Origin of the sequence: Pectobacterium sp. CHL-2024 (assembly GCF_044751765.1) — a bacterium.
In the GTDB taxonomy this organism is placed as follows: domain Bacteria; phylum Pseudomonadota; class Gammaproteobacteria; order Enterobacterales; family Enterobacteriaceae; genus Pectobacterium; species Pectobacterium brasiliense.
Window position 1 is genome coordinate 577,505 of record NZ_JBIXKO010000001.1, and the last position, 17,984, is coordinate 595,488.

Sequence of the window (17,984 nt, forward strand, 5' to 3'; positions counted from 1 at the left end):
TTACTCTATTTGATGGGAATGCCATCTTGCCTGTATATAATTGTGACTATAACATGCTTACAGCGCTCTGGAATATCATGCCTTAAATGTTACTCTAGGGATTAAAAGATGCTGAAACTGAGTCAGGATAGATGTCACAAACGCCAATAGAGCTAAAAGGCAGCAGCTTTACCTTATCGGTTGTTCATTTGCATGATTCCCAACCCGAGGTAATTTACCAGGCACTACAGGAAAAAATAGAGCAAGCGCCTGCTTTCCTGAAAAATGCCCCCGTTGTCATTAATGTTGCTGCATTAACAGCGGAAACCGACTGGATAAAATTGCAGCAGGCCATTTCGTCAACCGGCCTGCATGTTGTTGGCGTCAGCGGATGTACCGACGATGCATTAAAGAAAACCATTGCGCAGGCGGGGCTTCCCCTTCTGAGCGAAGGTAAAGCACAACGCCGGGTAGTCGAACCCGTCGCCGCCGTTCCTGCTGCGGTGAAAACGAAAGTCATCAGCACCCCCGTTCGCTCCGGCCAACAGATCTACGCCCGGAACTGTGACTTAATCGTCACAAGCAGCGTTAGCGCGGGTGCTGAGGTGATTGCCGATGGCAATATTCATATTTACGGCATGATGCGCGGCCGAGCCCTCGCAGGCGTTTCTGGCGATGTTCAGAGCCAGATATTCTGTACGCATCTGGCCGCAGAACTGGTCTCGATTGCTGGCCGTTACTGGCTGAGCGATCAGATTCCTGAACCGTATTTTGGGCAGCCAGCACGGATCAATCTGAACCAGCTGGACAATGTTTTAACGATAAAACCTCTAGACTAGAATCTCCCAAGGAAACATTTATGGCACGCATCATTGTTGTTACATCGGGTAAAGGGGGCGTTGGCAAGACCACATCAAGCGCGGCCATTGCTACCGGTTTAGCCCAGAAAGGAAAAAAGACGGTTGTCATCGATTTTGACATTGGTCTGCGTAACCTCGACCTGATCATGGGATGTGAGCGTCGCGTGGTGTACGACTTCGTCAACGTTATTCAGGGTGATGCCACGCTGAATCAGGCGCTGATCAAAGATAAGAGAACGGATAATCTCTACATTCTGCCAGCGTCGCAAACGCGTGATAAAGATGCGTTAACGCATGAAGGCGTAGAGAAAGTGCTCAACGATCTGGGCGACATGGAATTTGATTTTATCGTGTGTGATTCACCCGCCGGGATTGAAACGGGTGCGTTGATGGCGCTCTATTTCGCTGACGAAGCGATTATCACCACCAACCCGGAAGTCTCTTCCGTTCGCGACTCCGACCGTATTCTGGGCATTCTGTCTTCGAAATCACGTCGTGCAGAACGTTCTGAAGATCCAATCAAAGAGCATTTGCTGTTGACGCGCTACAACCCAGGCCGGGTAAGCCGTGGCGACATGCTGAGCATGGAAGACGTTCTTGAAATTCTGCGAATTCCGCTGGTTGGCGTGATCCCAGAAGACCAATCCGTACTCCGCGCCTCTAACCAGGGCGAACCCGTCATTCTGGATGCGGAAGCCGATGCAGGTAAAGCCTACGCGGATACCGTTGAACGTCTGCTTGGTGAAGAGCGTCCTTTCCGTTTTGTTGAAGAAGAGAAGAAGGGTTTCCTTAAACGACTTTTTGGGGGATAAATTATGGCTTTACTGGACTTCTTTCTGTCCCGCAAAAAAACGACAGCCAATATTGCCAAGGAACGGCTGCAAATTATTGTCGCGGAGCGACGCCGGGGAGATAGCGAGCCCCATTATCTGCCGCAATTAAAGCGAGACATTCTTGAGGTTATCTGTAGATATGTACAGATTGATCCTGAGATGGTGACGGTTCAGCTTGAGCAAAAAGGAGATGATATTTCCGTGCTTGAGTTGAACGTTACATTACCGGAAGCGGAAGAAACGCCTAAATGATTTTTCTGCTTTAGTATCCCCTGCTTTTACGCAGGGGATATCTATTCCGCATACATTCAAATGACTGACGTCAGTAAATCATCGGTATTTCTGGATCTCTGTTCCACCTGCATAATACCCGAATGATTTACATTGAACTGTATATTTAGCCAGTCTTTTATTTCTTACTTTTGTTTTTCACCGTATTCTTATCACCCTATTTGCTGCTTTTTTTCATGATTGCATCATCACAGCAAATAAGGCGTATTGATAAGACGTGTTTATCGGTGATTAATAACCCTGCACAATTTCACGCAGTTCATCGCCATATAACTGGCCGCGCCAGCCAGACAACATTTCCGGCATTCCCGCATCTTGTCCGCTTAATTTCCAGTGCCAGTTCAGCAGACGATTAATTTGGCGACGTGAAGCCAATAGCTCGGCAGATAATCCACTCTGTTCGCTCACACGCTGCACCAGCGCTTTGATATCTTTAAACGCTTTTTTATAGCCGGGATAGTCGATCAAATTAATCACCGGCGGTGGACAATCCGCATCAGCAAGGCCCTCCGTCTGTGCAACACAGTCCAGCAGCGTTTTACCGTGGTAGCGGATTTCCGGGCCGCTCAGCCCCAGCGAGCTCAGTTCACCCAGCGAAGTCGGCAGACAACGCGCCACCTGCAACAGGTTCTCTTCGCGTACGACAAAATTCACCGCGCTGTCTCGCTCACGCGCTTTACGTAAGCGCCACTCAGCTAGACGCTGAAGGCAAGCCAGATGTCGGCCACGCAGTTGCCAGGCGTTGCCAAATTCGCGATAGGCCAGCGCCGGTGCCAAAATATCCTGTTTACGCTGACACAGCAGGAGACACTCATCCAGCGCCGCATTCATCCACCCTGCTGCTTCCGTATCCGCCACCAGTTGAATGGCCATCGGCAGCAGATAGAACACATCGGCAGCGGCGTAATCGCACTGTTTTTCGCTCAGCGGACGAGCAAGCCAGTCCGTTCTCGACTCGCTTTTATCCAGCGTCACGCCCATGTAGTCGGCCACCAGCGCAGCAAACCCATAAGAAAGCGGCTTGCCTAAAAATGCGGCCAGAATCTGTGTATCGATGAAAGGCGTCGGCAGCGTGCCAAACGCATTGAGAAACACTTCCAGATCTTCGCTGCCCGCATGCAGGAATTTAGTGACCTGTTCGTCACGCAGTAACGCCTGAAAGGGTGCCCAGTCGGTAATCGTTAACGGGTCGATAAGTGAAAGCTGTTCGCCGTCATACAATTGAATCAACCCTAATTGCGGGTAATACGTGCGGGTTCTGACGAACTCCGTGTCCAATGCCACCTGCGGAAAGCGTCGCGCCTGGGAGCAAACCTGTTGTAACCCGATGTCGGAAGTGATCAACTGATAATTCAAAACGTCATTCTCTTGGTTGTTTTTACTTTACGGTTCTGGGTCAAATCCGTATCGCCGTAAAAAATTCCCGGCGGACATTTTTAACGTCGCAAGCGACGGCCCATAGGGTGACGAGTACAAGCTCGCCATAAAAAAGAACGCCGGATAAACCGGCGTGAAAACATCATATCGCGTCCTGCCTCTCTCTGGCAGTCGTTTTCGTGGAAAATCGTCAGGCGGCAGCGTCTTTCTTCGCCTTCTTCTCGCTACGTAATTCGCGGCGCAGGATTTTCCCCACGTTAGATTTTGGCAAATCGTCGCAAAATTCGATCTCTTTCGGCACTTTGTAGCCCGTAAGATTACGGCGACAGTGGGTAGTGAGTTCCTCTTTCGTTAACGACTGATCGCGTCTGACGACAAAGGCTTTGACTGCCTCGCCGGAGATCTCATTGTCCACCCCAACCACCGCCGATTCGGATACTTTGGGATGACGGCTGATCACATCTTCAATTTCGGTCGGATAGACGTTAAAGCCGGAAACCAGAATCATGTCTTTCTTACGGTCGATGACCCGCAGGAATCCTTCATCATCAGACGTGACAATGTCACCCGTTGCCAGCCAACCGTCTTTTAACACCTCATCCGTCGCAGCAGGCTGCTGCCAGTACCCTAACATCACCTGCGGCCCACGCACCCACAGCTCGCCGGATTCTCCCGGCCCGGCGTCGTTGCCGTCATCGTCAATAATTTTGACGTCCGTTGATGACACCGGTAGCCCAATACTGCCGCTGTAATGTTTGAGATCGTAGGGGTTTACGGCCACCAGAGGTGAACTTTCCGTTAGTCCATATCCCTCAAGCAAATGTTTACCCGTTAGTTTTTCCCAACGTTCTGCCACCGCTTGCTGCACCGATGCCCCACCGCCCACCGCTAAACGCAGCGTTGAGAAATCCAGCTCGTGGAATTCTTTGTTGTTAAGCAGCGCGTTAAATAACGTATTGACGCCGGTGATAGCCGTGAACGGGTATTGTTTCAGTTCCTTCACAACCGCCGGGATATCGCGGGGGTTAGTGATGAGCAGATTCTTACCACCCAGTTCAAGGAACAAAAGGCCGTTCACCGTGAGCGCGAAAATATGGTAGAGCGGCAACGCCGTGATCACCAACTCGTTCCCTTCTTGCAGAATCGCGCCGTATGCCCCTTTACACTGTTCGAGATTTGCCAGCATATTGCGGTGCGTGAGCATGGCACCTTTAGCGACGCCCGTGGTGCCGCCGGTATATTGCAGAAATGCCAGATCGGTATTGATGATGTCGGGACGAATATACTGCTGACGCCGTCCTTCCTGCAAAACACGACGGAACGATATCGCATCAGGCAGATGGTATTTAGGCACTAGTCGCTTAATGTACTTCACCACGAAGTTGACCAGCGTCCCTTTCGCCGTGGAGAGCTGATCTCCCATGCGGGTCAGGATTACATGCTTCACCGCCGTGTTATGAACGACTTTTTCCAGCGTATGCGCAAAGTTAGACACGATAACAATCGTGCTGGCACCGCTGTCTTTTAGCTGATGTTCCAGTTCACGCGGTGTATACAATGGGTTAACGTTGACCACCACCAGACCCGCGCGCAACACGCCAAACAGTGCAACGGGATATTGAAGCAGGTTGGGCATCATCAACGCGACACGATCGCCTTTTTGCAATTTAAGCTGGTTTTGCAAATAGGCCGCAAACGCCCGACTCCGCTCTTCCAGCTTACGAAACGTCATCACTTCACCCATGTTGACAAATGCAGGTCGGTCGGCATAACGCTTCACGCTACTTTCGAACATTTCAATCAACGACGAATAGCGATCCGGATCGATTTCCGCCGGCACATCCGCCGGATAGCGTGATAACCAAATTTTTTCCAACACGTCACTCCCGAGATATTTTTTTAGTGGCATCGTCGTCGCCCTCAGAGGCTTATTGTTATTAACATTATTTTAACTCAGCCTACCAGTTAGCTAACAAACAATGTTAAGGTTGCGAGATCGATCACTAATTTATTCTTTATTCAAAAAAAATCAGGCAACCTGCGTCGCCTGATCTCAATAGTCCTGCTGAGTAGATTCTTATTCTGTCACGACATTCTCAATCCGTGCCGGACCAGACCACCCACCGTCAAATCCCCATCCGGGCCCCCAGCCGTAGCCGTAACCCGCACGCCATCCCCACGGGCCATAGCCGCCGGGTGGTACCATCAGGCGCTGCACGACATTCCAGCGTTTGTAGCCTTGCGCGTCGATCACGACATAGCGATAGGGTTTATCACCGATAGCACCCTGTTCGGTGCCGACAATCGGCCCGACAACGGTGACCAGTTGGTCTTTAAAATCGACAGGTTCCAGAAAGCGATTCACATAGGCGATAAAGCGCCCTTCTGACGGCATATCCAACAGCGGTTTCGCGCCGCTATCCAGCGGCATGCTGGCAATTTCCAACCGCGTTTTATTCGCTTCATTGCGGATGCTGACCACCCGCCCGCCAAAGCGTGATTCCTGACCGACATAAATCTGCGGCGCATTCATCACACGCACCAAATCGTCCTGCGGCGTTGGCGACGTGCCTTTAATCGCATCCGGCACCGTGACACAGCCTGACAGCAGCAGCGCTGTAGCCGCCACTATACCGAGGCGTGCTTTTTTCTGATTCAGATACAGACTTTTCATTTGCATACTTTTTATCTGTACACGCATGGCACAACCCCCTCTACCAGACATCTGATAGTTAGACTGCTCAGCGTCGAATAAGTTGCTGTTTATGACGGGCATACTTCACGCCGAATGTGCATTCTGGCTAGTCGCGGCCGGGCAGCTTTTTCCAGGTCACTTCATTGCGCAGATAGCGCGGTTGCGCATTCTCGACGCTGACTGCTTTGCCTGCCTGCCATAGCTGACAGGCCAGCGGCAACATGTCCTGCGCCTGCGGCAGCAGCACGTCGCCCTTCGCTAACACCAGCGAGGAATGACTTACCAGTTCAGGATAGGTTTCCCACCCGGTGCCTACCGTAGCCCATTCGCCTGACAACGCAGCAGTTAACGCCTGCACCTGTTCAGGTTTCAATACGGCTTCCTCGGATTCCCCCTGCCAGCCGCCGTCAACATCACGCTGATAGCAGCCCCAGTAGACTTCTCCCATCCGCGCATCAATGGCCGCCAGCACTCGCTTGGCCTGCGTCAGGCGGAAAGCGCCCTGTGCCATGGTCGCCAGTGATGAGATGCCAAGCAGCGGTAAATCCGCTCCCAGCGCTAGCCCTTGGGCAATACCAATGCCAATTCGCACGCCGGTAAAACTTCCCGGCCCCTGACCAAAGGCCAGCGCATCAAGATCCTTGAGCGTCAGGCCGCTGTCGGCCAACACCTGCTGAACCATCGGCAGAATACGTTGTGTGTGTTCACGGGGACAAATTTCGAACAGAGAATGAATTTCACCTTCATTCCAGAGTGCGACGGAACAGGCTTCCGTTGCGGTATCAAGCGCTAGAATTCGCGTAGACATGCCAACCTCAGGCAGGATAAATAAATCTTAACAACCCGTATCATAGCATAAGCCCCTGTCGTGCCGCAGCCCTTCCCGCCATCGGTCAGCCCCATGCAGCAATCACCAGGTGGGAATTATGTGTTACGCGTCAGGAAATTAATCGCCTGCCCAATATCGCGAGTACGCGGCGTCGGCGGCAGGCTGTTAAGGAATACGGCACCATACGGACGCATCACCAGTCGATTATCGCAAATCACAATCACACCGCGATCCTCAACGTCACGGATGAGGCGGCCCACGCCTTGCTTCAGGGTAATTACTGCATCAGGAACCTGCACATCGTCGAAAGGCTCACCACCGCGCAGGCGGCAGTCTTCAATACGCGCCTTAAGCAGCGGATCGTCCGGTGAGGTAAACGGCAGTTTATCGATAATGACGCAGGAGAGCGTATCGCCACGCACATCCACCCCTTCCCAGAAGCTGCTGGTCGCCACCAGCAAGGCATTACCTGCCGCCACAAACTGCGACAGCAATTGCGCCTTGCCAGTTTCACCCTGTAACAGCACCGGGAGCGTCAACGTGGCGCGGAATTCAGCCGCCAAATCACGCATCATCTGATGCGAGGTACACAGCATAAAGCAGCGTCCCTGATTCGCCTCAATCAACGGCCGCAGCATCGCCGCCAGCCTTTTCGCCGCACCGGGACGATTAGTTTCCGGTAAATGACGGGGGACGCAGAGCAGCGCCTGATTGGCATAATCAAACGGGCTGGGTAACAGGAGCGTATTCGCGTTATCCAGCCCCAGCCTATCGGTGAAGTGGAAAAGTTGATCGTTAACAGACAGGGTCGCGGAGGTAAACACCCAGGCCGCAGGCTTCTCTTTTATCAGTTCACGAAAGCGGTCGGAGACGGACAGCGGCGTCAGCGCCAACACGAAATGACGTGAATTACATTCATACCAGTAGCTGTACCCCGGTAACTGCACGTCTTTCAGCCGTTTCAGGCGGTTGCGATAGAGCGTGGCGCGCTCAAAGGCGGCATCCAGCAACGCTGAACGCCCGAGCGACAGTTTCGCGACGTCGTAACACAGCTCCAAAGCATCATCCAGCAGCACCAGCGCACGCTGAAGCGACGGCTGTTCGAGCACATCACGCAGATTACCGCGAAACCCTGGATCGCCCAGCGCCAGCCGAAAATCCTGCGTGCTTTGCGTCAGGCGATCGGCACTTTTTTGCAGTTGAGAGGCGTCGCGCACTTCGGTGCGGTAAGCAATGATGATGTCTTTCGCCAGATCCAGCAGTTGGCGACTGGAAAGCTGCTGGCCGAAATATTGACTGGCGATATCGGGAATCTGGTGGGCTTCATCGAAAATGACGACGTCGCTTTCTGGGATCAGCTCCGCAAAACCGCTCTCCTTCACCACCATATCGGCCAGATAGAGATGATGGTTAACCACCACGATATCGGCATCCATCGCTTTACGGCGTGCTTTTACCACGAAGCACTCTTTATAGTGCGGACAGTCGCTGCCCAGACAGTTATCGTTGGTGCTGGTCACTAACGGCCAGATCGCGCTGTCTTCCGCGACGCCTGAACAGGTCGTGACATCGCCTTCCGTCGTTTCCGACGACCAGCCGCGCAGCCGAACCAGTTCGCTCAGCGTTTCACCGGGTAAATCACCGCCCCCCAGCGATTGCTGTTCGAGCCGTTCCAGACAGAGGTAATTCGAGCGACCTTTCAGCAGCGCTAATTTGCCTTTGTACTTCAGCGCCTGCGCAATCGTCGGTAAATCGCGGCTATAGAGCTGATCCTGTAGCGCTTTCGAGCCGGTTGAAATGATGACTTTTTTATCTGAACGCAGGGCGGGCGCAAGGTAGGCATAGGTTTTACCGGTTCCGGTTCCCGCTTCCACCACTAGCGCTGTTTTATCGTCGATGGCCCGCATGACGGCCTGCGCCATCTGCCGCTGTGGTTCACGCGGTTTGAAGCCGGTGATCGCTTTGGCCAGCACGCCGTCATTAGCAAAATCATCAATTACACGATCGTTCGTCACGCCTGCTCTCTTGTTCAAGGGAATGCTGTATCTGTAGGCCGCTAACCGTTTCAGGTCGTGGCAAAATATCGCGCTGATTATGCCAAGAGTCACCCGACGCTACCACCTTAAATCAGGAAAGCGTGCCGCAACCTGCTGTGTTAGGCTTGGCGGCTGGTATTGATTGATGTCACTATTTTAACTATCCCCACAATTTTTAATTATCACCACAATGGAGAAACCCCACCTCATGGCGATCACACGAATTAATCCTGAAGCCCGCTGGTCAGACGCCGTCATCCACAACAACACGCTCTATTACACCAGCGTGCCGGAAAATCTGGATGATGACGCACAGGCGCAAACGGAAAACGCGCTGGCCGCGTTAGATGCGATCCTGCAACAGGCGGGAACGGATAAGAGCAAACTGTTGGACGTGACGATTTTTCTCGTCGATGCGGATGATTTTGCTGCGATGAACGCCGCGTGGGATACCTGGGTCGTGGCGGGCAGCGCGCCTGTACGCTGCACCGTGCAGGCTAAGCTGATGCACCCAAAATTCAAAGTCGAAATCAAAGCGATTGCGGCGATATAAGCTATCACCACTTTTATACCCTAAATAATTCGAGTTTCAGGAAGGCGGCAAGCGAGGGAATCCCGATGAGCTTACTCAGGTAAGTGATTCGGGTGACTGAACGCTGCCAACGCACATGCAACTTGAAGTATGACGGGTATAGAGGAAGAAAGGTTCTTACTGCTCTTCCTCTTCTTCACCATCGTCAAAATGGTGTTCTTCGTCGCTGTCATTACTGTCATTAAATGCGTCATCATCTTCGTCAAACATCACCGCGACGTTGTCACCCTGATGATTCTGACGGATCTCCGCGGCAACCTGTGCTATCGCCTGGCCGCTGCTCATGCCCTCAGACATGAGTTCCTGAATACGCTCAACGGCCTCTTGCTGCTGCTTGTGCGTCAGCGCGGGCATACCTGCAATCATGATAATTTCCTGGTTGGTAAATTCGCACGTATCATCGCATGCCCGCTTCGGCATACACCAGCATTTCTGCTTTGTGATACGCTGTGGGCAGGAAAATTGACACGCTATCAACATAGCCACACTGTAGACACAACACGAAGAACATGACTGCCGCCAATACGACTCACGTAACCGACACCAGCGATTCGACTAACGCGACGGGCTCTGCCGCTCTCTATCACTCGCTGCCTTACTACCCGACCGTACTGCTCGATCGCTTTGCGCCCTTTTCCCAACAGCCGTGGGCGATGTTGCTGCATTCTGGGTTTGCCGAACATCCGCATAATCGCTTCGATATTATGGTTGCCGATCCGCGAGTCACACTTTGCACGCGCGGAGGCAAAACGGAAATCAGGCGTGACGGTGTAACGAATATCGTAGACGGCGATCCCTTTGCTCTACTGCAAGAGCAGCTTGATTCACTCGCGTTGTCCACGGAAACACATCCTGATTTCCCTTTTCAGGGAGGCGCACTTGGCCTGTTCGGCTACGATCTGGGACGACAAATTGAAACGCTGCCCGCACAGGCCGAGCAAGATATCGATTTGCCAGATATGGCGGTGGGTCTCTACGACTGGGCACTGGTTGCCGATCACCATCGGCAGACGTTAACGCTGATCGTACATCATTCCCTTCAGGCTCGGCTCGACTGGCTCGCCAATCCGCCCATTGATACCCCGAAAACCGATTTCAGCCTCACCAGCAATTGGCAGCCGAACATGTCACGCGAGACGTACGGCGAAAAATTCCGCAAAATACAGGACTACCTTCTGGCGGGCGATTGTTATCAGGTCAATCTGGCGCAGCGCTTTTCTGCGGCTTACGATGGTGATGAATGGCAGGCATTTTTACGACTGTCAGCAGGCAATAAGGCGCCCTTTTCCGCCTTCATGCGTCTGCCAGAAAATACCGTCATCAGCGTATCGCCGGAACGTTTTCTCTGGCTGGAAAATCACCGAATTCAAACCCGCCCGATTAAAGGCACTCTGCCGCGTCTCGCAGACCCGGAGGCTGATAAACAACAGGCGGTGCGGCTCGCTCATTCGGAGAAAGATCGCTCAGAAAACCTGATGATTGTCGATCTTCTGCGTAACGACATCGGTCGCGTCGCGGTGCCGGGCAGCGTCCGTGTGCCGGAGTTGTTCGTCGTCGAACCTTTCCCCGCCGTGCACCATCTGGTCAGCACCATTGAAGCGCAGTTGCCGGAAGATTGCCCTGCAACCACGCTACTACGCGCCTGTTTCCCCGGCGGCTCGATTACCGGCGCCCCCAAAATCCGCGCGATGCAGATTATTGAAGAACTGGAACCTCAGCGCCGCAATGCTTATTGCGGCAGCGTCGGTTACATCAGCCTGTGCGGCACTATGGATACTAATATCACCATCAGGACGTTACTCACCGAGCGTGGAAGAATCTACTGCTGGGCGGGCGGTGGCATCGTCGCCGACAGTCAGGAACAGGCTGAATATCAGGAAACATTTGATAAAGTGGGTCGCATCCTTCCCCTGCTGGATGGATCACAGACAATTCAGGTACCGAATAAATGAGTGAGATCGCCTTGCCGTCAACGGCTTTTGCGCTGAACGACTTTATTACGCGCTTTCAGTTACAGCTTCCGCCATCGCTGCGGCCTGTGCACCAGCAGCGTCAGGCTGCGGTTCTGGTGCCGATTATTTGTCACCCTACGCCCACGCTGTTATTGACCCGACGTTCTGCCGAACTGCGTAAGCATGCTGGACAAGTGGCGTTCCCCGGCGGGGCGGCAGATAAAGAAGATCGTTCCATCATCGAAACGGCGCTGCGTGAAGCGCAGGAAGAAGTGGCTATCCCACCGGAAAATGTCCAGGTGCTGGGCGTACTACCGCCGCTGGACAGCGTCAGTGGATTTCAGGTCACACCGGTTGTCGGGCTGATCGCCCCACAGACTCGCTTTCATCCCAATGAAGACGAAGTCGCTGAACTGTTTGAAATGCCGCTGGACGAGGCCTTCGCGTTGACACGCTATTACCCGCTGGATATCGAGCGCAAGCAGCAGCGTCATCGAGTTTATCTTTCCTGGTATCAGCAGCAGTTTGTCTGGGGGCTAACCGCCGCCATCATCCACCAGCTCGCCTTACAGATTTCTGACAGGCCCTAAGCTCAATGCCGCGTTCAGCGGCTTTTGGCTCACCACTTCTTTTCCCTCGCCAAATATCCTTATTTAAAAAGCGGCCTTTGCGATCAAAAAGCATTCAGTTATAGCATTTACAATGACTTAACTCACATTTAGGATAAGTTAAATTATGTGATGACATAAGTTTATTTCATGCGAAAAAGAAAGCCACACAACATATTCCACACTACAATAGCGCGATTTGACGAGTTTTATTCTAATCTTTGGGTATATATCCACTAAAATTCAGGTCATGTCTCGCTGGAGCCGAAATCATCAGATAATTCGCAGCATAACTATCTGATTATGATGGAGGAACCAGATGCAGGCGATCGGATAACAAAGAGTGGGTACGACCCTGAGTCTTTGAGGAGTTTCGCGTGATAAGCGTTTTCGACATGTTTAAGATCGGTATTGGCCCCTCTAGCTCTCATACGGTTGGACCGATGAAAGCCGGTAAGCAATTTGTCGATGAATTGATCAACCAGGATCGACTGACCGCCACCACGCGCATTGCCGTCGATGTGTATGGCTCGCTGTCGCTGACGGGTAAAGGCCACCATACGGATATCGCTATCATTATGGGGCTGGCGGGCAACATGCCGGATACCGTTGATATTGATGCCATTCCCGGCTTCATCCGCGATGTTGAACAACGCGAACGCCTGCTGCTGGCTAACGGGCAACACGAGGTAGATTTCCCACGTGAAGGTGGCATGGTTTTCCGCAGTGAAAATCTGCCGCTGCACGAAAACGGCATGACCATCACCGCCTTTGCCGGCAATAAAGAAATTTATAGCAAAACCTATTACTCCATCGGCGGTGGTTTCATCGTCGATGCAGAGAATTTTGGCAAAGACAGCGCCACGGATGTATCCGTTCCCTATACGTTCAATTCCGCCAAAGAGATGCTGGATCACTGCAAACAAAGTGGCCTGTCGCTTTCTGGGATGGTGATGCGTAACGAGCTGGCACTGCATAGCCGTCAGGACATTGACGCCTACTTTGCCGATATCTGGCAGACGATGCGTGCCTGTATTGATCGCGGCATGAACACCGAAGGTGTTTTACCCGGCCCGCTGCGCGTCCCACGTCGTGCTTCCGCGCTGCGCCGTATGCTGGTGTCTTCCGATAAGCTGTCCAACGACCCGATGAACGTAGTGGATTGGGTCAATATGTTCGCACTGGCGGTGAATGAAGAGAACGCCGCAGGTGGCCGTGTGGTTACCGCGCCAACGAACGGCGCGTGCGGCATCGTCCCTGCGGTCCTCGCTTATTACGACCACTTCATCGAGCCGGTTAGCCCGACCATTTATATTCGTTACTTCCTCGCGGCAGGCGCGGTTGGCATTCTGTACAAAATGAACGCCTCTATCTCCGGTGCTGAAGTAGGCTGTCAGGGCGAAGTGGGCGTCGCCTGCTCCATGGCCGCCGCTGGACTGGCAGAGCTGATGGGTGCGAGCCCGGAACAGGTTTGCGTCGCCGCCGAGATCGGCATGGAACACAATCTGGGCTTAACCTGCGATCCGGTCGCTGGCCAAGTACAGGTTCCGTGCATCGAACGTAACGCGATTGCTTCCGTTAAGGCGATTAACGCCGCCCGCATGGCAACCCGCCGCACCAGCGAAGCACGCGTCTCGCTGGATAAGGTGATTGAAACCATGTACGAAACGGGCAAAGACATGAACGCTAAATACCGCGAAACCTCACGGGGCGGATTGGCGATTAAAGTACAGTGTGATTAAAAAGCCGTGTGACTAACCCGCACCCCACTTCGCTTTTTCTTTCCACCGATTAAAAAGCCCCGCCAATTGGCGGGGCTTCATTTTGTCATCTACTTACGCAGAACGGCTTACGCGTCTTCATCCTCTTCCCGATCGAGGATACGTTCTACACGCACCAGTTCAATACGGTATTCGGACACTTCGATGATGTGGAAGCGCAGGTTGTACAACTCGATGATGGCACCGACTTTCGGGAACTCATCACTATGCGCCAACAGCATTCCTGCCAGTGAAGCATAATCTTCTTTCGGATCAACCAGCTCGCTGCTATTCACCACCTGTTGCAACGCGTGTAGATCCGTTCCGCCTTTCACCAACCAGCCTTCGCCGTCAGGGATGATATCCAGCGTTTCGTCTTCATCCGGGAACTCGCCCGCAATCGCTTCCAGCACGTCCAGCGGCGTGACCAACCCTTGCACCACACCAAATTCGTTGGCGATGATGACCAGACTACCTTTCGCACGACGCAGAACGGGCAGCAGGTTAATCACATCCAGCGTTTCCGGCACGACGATTGGCGGGTTAGCCGCAGCAAAGCTTTCCACATCGGTCTGCGTTTCCAGCGCCACCAGCAGATCCTTGGCGCGGACGACGCCGATAAGCTCATCCAGCGAGCCACGACAGATTGGGAACAGGCTGTGAGGCGTATCCAGCAATTGCATACGGATCTGTTCGACAGAACTTGCGCTATCCACCCAGGAAATTTCAGTACGCGGCGTCATCACGCTACGCAGCGAACGCGAGGCTAACGTCAGCACGCCGCTGATCATATTGCGCTCTTCCTCAGCGAACTCCTCTGTAGTGAGTTTCTTCTGCGGTTCATCCGCATCCACATCGTCCGTGTTTTTCCGTGAGCCCATCAGGCGCAAAATAGCCTCTGCGGTACGTTCACGCAAAGGACGGTGCGACTGATGCTTCATAAAGTTATGACGGGCAATTTGGTTAAACAACTCGATCAGGATAGAGAAGCCAATCGCCGCGTACAGATAACCTTTCGGAATGTGGAAGCCAAGACCTTCCGCCATCAGGCTCAAACCAATCATCAGCAAGAAGCTGAGACACAGGACAACCACCGTTGGATGCTCATTGACGAATCGGGTCAACGGCTTAGAAGCAATCAGCATGACACCCATCGCAATGATCACCGCCGTCATCATGACGCCCAGGTGATCCACCATGCCTACCGCAGTAATCACGGCATCCAGCGAGAACACGGCATCCAGCACGACGATCTGTGCCACGACGGCCCAGAAGCTCGCATGGGCGCGATTACCGTTGCCGTCGTGCGTTTTATTCTCTAGCCGTTCATGTAGCTCCATCGTCGCTTTGAACAAGAGGAATACGCCGCCGAACAGCAAAATCAGGTCACGACCCGAGAAGCTGAAATCGCCAAGGCTAAACAGTGGACGCGTCAAGGTGACCATCCAGGAAATCAAAGACAACAGCCCCAGACGCATTAACAGCGCCAGGCTTAAACCGATAATGCGGGCTTTATCTCGCTGTTTGGGAGGTAACTTATCCGCCAAAATGGCGATAAACACCAAATTGTCGATACCCAGAACAATTTCCAGTACCACCAGCGTCAATAAGCCTGCCCAGATTGAAGGATCTAGCAAAAATTCCATGTCAGACTCCAGAAAATGAACGAGCAGATGACATCAATGCATGAGCCGCATTGAATGGTAATAAAAAGAGTTGGTGTGAATCAGAGAGATTCTGAATGTGGTCTGAGTGACCAGCTGAGTACAGAAAACCGCCAGCATTAGCGGGAAAACAGAGAACGTTTTGTCGGTGACAGTCCATGGGAAGGGCTGATGCCCGGTGCTCCTAAGCAATTTAAGGGACGTTTACTCTAACAGGTTGTTACCAATTTTCACAAAGAATTTCTTCCGGTCGACTTCGCATTGATAACGCGTCTAAATTTTCCTATTCAGCGCCCTTTTAGCCCTTGGTTTAACTGGTCAGCATTAGAGCATCATCACACTATTTATTTTTTCGATAAGTAAAATAAATCTGTCAGTCACGATTTCTAGCCTGACAACCTGGAGGAACACAGTGAATGTCATGAATCCACGGTAAAATTTTTTCTTGCAGCCATACTAATACCGCGACGGTTAACGTTCAGCTCGTGAACGCGAACCCGGTTTCCTGACACATTGACTCTTTTTTGATCGTGAACGTGAGGAGGTAGCAAGTGAGTATTGCAATCATGTTATGCACTCACGGCGCCACTGCGGGACCGCTGTTAAAGACAGCAGAAATGATTCTTGGCGAGCAAAGTAATGTCGCCTGGATTGATTTCGTTCCTGGAGAAAACGCCGAAACATTGATAGAAAAATATCAGGAAAAACTCACGCAGTTAGACACATCACAAGGCGTGCTGTTTCTCGTTGATACCTGGGGCGGCAGCCCATTCAACGCCGCCAGCCGCCTCGTCACCGACAAAGAAAACCATGATGTTATCGCCGGCGTGAATATTCCCATGCTAGCGGAAACCTTTATGGCACGGGATGATAATCCGTCCTTCTCCGATCTGGTTTCTATCGCGTTGGAAACCGGCAGAGATGGCGTAAAAGCCCTGAAACATCAGGAAAAATCCAAAGTCGCGCCCCCTTCTCCTCCACCAACACCAAAAGCCAACGCTGTACCCACACCGGCAGGACCCGGCGAACACATGAAGATTGGGCTGGCTCGTATCGACGACCGTCTGATTCATGGTCAGGTCGCCACCCGCTGGACGAAAGAAACCAATGTTTCGCGCATTATTGTTGTCAGCGATGAAGTCGCCGCCGATCACGTGCGTAAAACGTTGCTGACTCAGGTTGCGCCACCGGGCGTTACCGCGCACGTGGTGGATGTGGCAAAAGCCGTTCGTGTTTATGACAATCCGAAATATGCCGCCGACCGCGTGATGCTGCTGTTCACCAATCCGACGGATGTATTAACGCTGATCGAAAATGGTGTAAACATCACCTCGGTCAATATTGGCGGAATGGCATTCAAACAAGGGAAAACGCAGGTCAATAATGCCGTCTCTATCGATGAGAAGGATATTGCGGCGTTCCGTGAATTAGATAAACGCGGTATTGAATTGGAGGTTCGGAAAGTATCAACCGATTCCCGAATTAAAATGATGGACTTAATTAACAAAATGCCGCGTTGATACCTATCGTGCTACGACGGTTATTAACGCTAATGTCACCATCAATAATAGCTTTATAGACCTGACGATTTTCACGATATGCATTTATGTCGATATTGAAAAGCTTTATGTCGACATAGGAAATCAACGGGGATGGCGATTTATTTTTACTCAGACACATTTTATAGGAGAAGTACGATGGAGATTACCACACTTCAAATTGTGCTGATATTTCTCGTCGCGTGTGTTTCGGGGATGGGTTCGATTCTTGATGAATTCCAGTTCCACCGTCCACTCGTCGCCTGTACGCTGATTGGTGCAGTATTAGGTGATTTAAAAACGGGGATCATTATCGGCGGTACGCTGGAAATGATCGCGTTAGGCTGGATGAACATCGGTGCGGCCGTAGCACCAGATGCGGCGCTGGCGTCCATTATCTCAACCATTCTGGTCATTGCCGGCGGTCAGGGTATCGGTGCAGGGATTGCTCTGGCCATTCCGCTCGCTGCCGCTGGGCAAGTATTAACCATCATTGTTCGTACCATCACCGTTGCGTTCCAGCATGCAGCAGACAGCGCGGCAGAGCGAGGTAATCTAACGGCTATCAGTTGGATTCACGTTTCTGCCCTACTGCTACAGGCCATGCGTATCGCGATTCCTGCAGTAATCGTTGCCGTTTCCGTTGGTACCGACGCCGTTCACGCGCTGCTGAACTCCATTCCGGAAGTGGTGACCAACGGTCTGAATATCGCCGGGGGCATGATTGTCGTTGTGGGTTACGCGATGGTCATCAACATGATGCGCGCGGGCTACCTGATGCCGTTCTTCTATCTTGGCTTCGTTACCGCCGCGTTCACCCAGTTTAACCTGGTGGCGCTGGGCGTAATTGGTATTGTGATGGCGGTGCTGTATATCCAGCTCAGCCCGAAATATAACAAGGTTCAAGGCCAGCCGGTTTCATCAGGCAATAACAACCTTGATAACGAACTGGATTAACAGGAGTGAGAAA

The 17,984-nt window shown here is 52.3% G+C and carries 16 protein-coding genes; 9 read left to right on the forward strand and 7 right to left on the reverse strand.

Annotated elements, in window-relative coordinates:
- Positions 1-131 precede the first annotated feature (131 nt).
- The 3 genes from minC to minE are packed head-to-tail and all read left to right on the forward strand — an operon-like array spanning position 132 to position 1,924.
- Entirely contained in the window at positions 132-818 is a 687-nt protein-coding gene (minC, locus tag ACIPUG_RS02560; RefSeq protein ID WP_014915304.1) for a septum site-determining protein MinC, read from the forward strand.
- Between the two features lie 20 nt (positions 819-838).
- Positions 839-1,651 carry a septum site-determining protein MinD gene (gene minD / locus ACIPUG_RS02565; protein WP_010299911.1) on the forward strand — a complete coding sequence of 271 codons (813 nt, stop codon included), beginning with the start codon at positions 839-841 and terminating at the stop codon, positions 1,649-1,651.
- Between the two features lie 3 nt (positions 1,652-1,654).
- Positions 1,655-1,924 (forward strand): cell division topological specificity factor MinE, encoded by a 270-nt coding sequence (gene minE / locus ACIPUG_RS02570; protein ID WP_005968801.1) that lies wholly within the window; start codon positions 1,655-1,657, stop codon positions 1,922-1,924.
- 270 nt (positions 1,925-2,194) lie between these two features.
- Here minE and rnd read toward each other — a convergent pair whose 3' ends face one another.
- The 5 genes from rnd to ACIPUG_RS02595 all read right to left on the reverse strand — a co-directional run bounded on the left by rnd (position 2,195) and on the right by ACIPUG_RS02595 (position 8,879).
- Positions 2,195-3,319, reverse strand: a complete 1,125-nt coding sequence (gene rnd / locus ACIPUG_RS02575) for a ribonuclease D (RefSeq protein ID WP_075278098.1) — start codon at positions 3,317-3,319, stop codon at positions 2,195-2,197.
- Positions 3,320-3,530: 211 nt separating this feature from the next.
- Complete coding sequence (gene fadD / locus ACIPUG_RS02580; protein ID WP_400337575.1) at positions 3,531-5,216, reverse strand: long-chain-fatty-acid--CoA ligase FadD; 1,686 nt, start codon at positions 5,214-5,216, stop codon at positions 3,531-3,533.
- 201 nt (positions 5,217-5,417) lie between these two features.
- Positions 5,418-6,041: a Slp family lipoprotein gene (locus ACIPUG_RS02585; RefSeq protein WP_010275504.1), complete on the reverse strand. Its 624-nt coding sequence runs from the start codon at positions 6,039-6,041 to the stop codon at positions 5,418-5,420.
- Positions 6,042-6,141: 100 nt separating this feature from the next.
- Positions 6,142-6,843 carry a tRNA (adenosine(37)-N6)-threonylcarbamoyltransferase complex dimerization subunit type 1 TsaB gene (tsaB, locus tag ACIPUG_RS02590; protein WP_400337204.1) on the reverse strand — a complete coding sequence of 234 codons (702 nt, stop codon included), beginning with the start codon at positions 6,841-6,843 and terminating at the stop codon, positions 6,142-6,144.
- A 116-nt stretch (positions 6,844-6,959) separates the two neighbouring features.
- A complete protein-coding gene (locus ACIPUG_RS02595; RefSeq protein WP_039496115.1) occupies positions 6,960-8,879 on the reverse strand; it encodes an ATP-dependent DNA helicase in 1,920 nt (639 codons plus the stop codon).
- Between the two features lie 229 nt (positions 8,880-9,108).
- Between ACIPUG_RS02595 and ACIPUG_RS02600 the strand changes: the two genes are divergently transcribed.
- A complete protein-coding gene (locus tag ACIPUG_RS02600; protein ID WP_039496113.1) occupies positions 9,109-9,453 on the forward strand; it encodes a RidA family protein in 345 nt (114 codons plus the stop codon).
- A gap of 156 nt (positions 9,454-9,609) precedes the next feature.
- Here ACIPUG_RS02600 and ACIPUG_RS02605 read toward each other — a convergent pair whose 3' ends face one another.
- Positions 9,610-9,858, reverse strand: a complete 249-nt coding sequence (locus ACIPUG_RS02605) for a YoaH family protein (protein ID WP_039286642.1) — start codon at positions 9,856-9,858, stop codon at positions 9,610-9,612.
- Positions 9,859-10,001: 143 nt separating this feature from the next.
- On the opposite strand from ACIPUG_RS02605, the gene pabB reads away from it, so the two are divergent.
- The 3 genes from pabB (at position 10,002) to sdaA (ending at position 13,794) form a co-directional block, all read left to right on the forward strand.
- Entirely contained in the window at positions 10,002-11,444 is a 1,443-nt protein-coding gene (pabB, locus tag ACIPUG_RS02610; protein ID WP_400337206.1) for an aminodeoxychorismate synthase component 1, read from the forward strand.
- Positions 11,441-12,034, forward strand: a complete 594-nt coding sequence (locus ACIPUG_RS02615) for a CoA pyrophosphatase (protein WP_119871675.1) — start codon at positions 11,441-11,443, stop codon at positions 12,032-12,034. Before pabB ends, ACIPUG_RS02615 begins: the two co-directional genes overlap by 4 nt.
- 395 nt (positions 12,035-12,429) lie before the next feature.
- Positions 12,430-13,794 carry an L-serine ammonia-lyase gene (gene sdaA / locus ACIPUG_RS02620; RefSeq protein ID WP_010275532.1) on the forward strand — a complete coding sequence of 455 codons (1,365 nt, stop codon included), beginning with the start codon at positions 12,430-12,432 and terminating at the stop codon, positions 13,792-13,794.
- 107 nt (positions 13,795-13,901) lie between these two features.
- Here sdaA and ACIPUG_RS02625 read toward each other — a convergent pair whose 3' ends face one another.
- Entirely contained in the window at positions 13,902-15,458 is a 1,557-nt protein-coding gene (locus ACIPUG_RS02625) for a TerC family protein (RefSeq protein WP_320741969.1), read from the reverse strand.
- Positions 15,459-16,027: 569 nt separating this feature from the next.
- Between ACIPUG_RS02625 and manX the strand changes: the two genes are divergently transcribed.
- Both manX and ACIPUG_RS02635 read left to right on the forward strand, forming a co-directional pair.
- Entirely contained in the window at positions 16,028-16,996 is a 969-nt protein-coding gene (manX, locus tag ACIPUG_RS02630; protein ID WP_039464203.1) for a PTS mannose transporter subunit IIAB, read from the forward strand.
- A gap of 177 nt (positions 16,997-17,173) precedes the next feature.
- Positions 17,174-17,971, forward strand: coding sequence for a PTS mannose/fructose/sorbose transporter subunit IIC (locus ACIPUG_RS02635; RefSeq protein ID WP_014915288.1), 798 nt, complete (start codon positions 17,174-17,176; stop codon positions 17,969-17,971).
- Positions 17,972-17,984: the final 13 nt, after the last annotated feature.

What these genes read in the sequence shown, in the direction of transcription:
- minC (WP_014915304.1), top strand. Translation starts at nt 132, where the DNA reads ATGTCACAAACGCCAATAGAGCTAAAAGGCAGCAGCTTTACCTTATCG.
- minD (WP_010299911.1), top strand. Translation starts at nt 839, where the DNA reads ATGGCACGCATCATTGTTGTTACATCGGGTAAAGGGGGCGTTGGCAAG.
- minE (WP_005968801.1), top strand. Translation starts at nt 1,655, where the DNA reads ATGGCTTTACTGGACTTCTTTCTGTCCCGCAAAAAAACGACAGCCAAT.
- ACIPUG_RS02585 (WP_010275504.1), bottom strand. Translation starts at nt 6,041, where the DNA reads ATGCGTGTACAGATAAAAAGTATGCAAATGAAAAGTCTGTATCTGAAT.
- tsaB (WP_400337204.1), bottom strand. Translation starts at nt 6,843, where the DNA reads ATGTCTACGCGAATTCTAGCGCTTGATACCGCAACGGAAGCCTGTTCC.
- ACIPUG_RS02600 (WP_039496113.1), top strand. Translation starts at nt 9,109, where the DNA reads ATGGCGATCACACGAATTAATCCTGAAGCCCGCTGGTCAGACGCCGTC.
- ACIPUG_RS02605 (WP_039286642.1), bottom strand. Translation starts at nt 9,858, where the DNA reads ATGATTGCAGGTATGCCCGCGCTGACGCACAAGCAGCAGCAAGAGGCC.
- pabB (WP_400337206.1), top strand. Translation starts at nt 10,002, where the DNA reads ATGACTGCCGCCAATACGACTCACGTAACCGACACCAGCGATTCGACT.
- ACIPUG_RS02615 (WP_119871675.1), top strand. Translation starts at nt 11,441, where the DNA reads ATGAGTGAGATCGCCTTGCCGTCAACGGCTTTTGCGCTGAACGACTTT.
- ACIPUG_RS02625 (WP_320741969.1), bottom strand. Translation starts at nt 15,458, where the DNA reads ATGGAATTTTTGCTAGATCCTTCAATCTGGGCAGGCTTATTGACGCTG.
- ACIPUG_RS02635 (WP_014915288.1), top strand. Translation starts at nt 17,174, where the DNA reads ATGGAGATTACCACACTTCAAATTGTGCTGATATTTCTCGTCGCGTGT.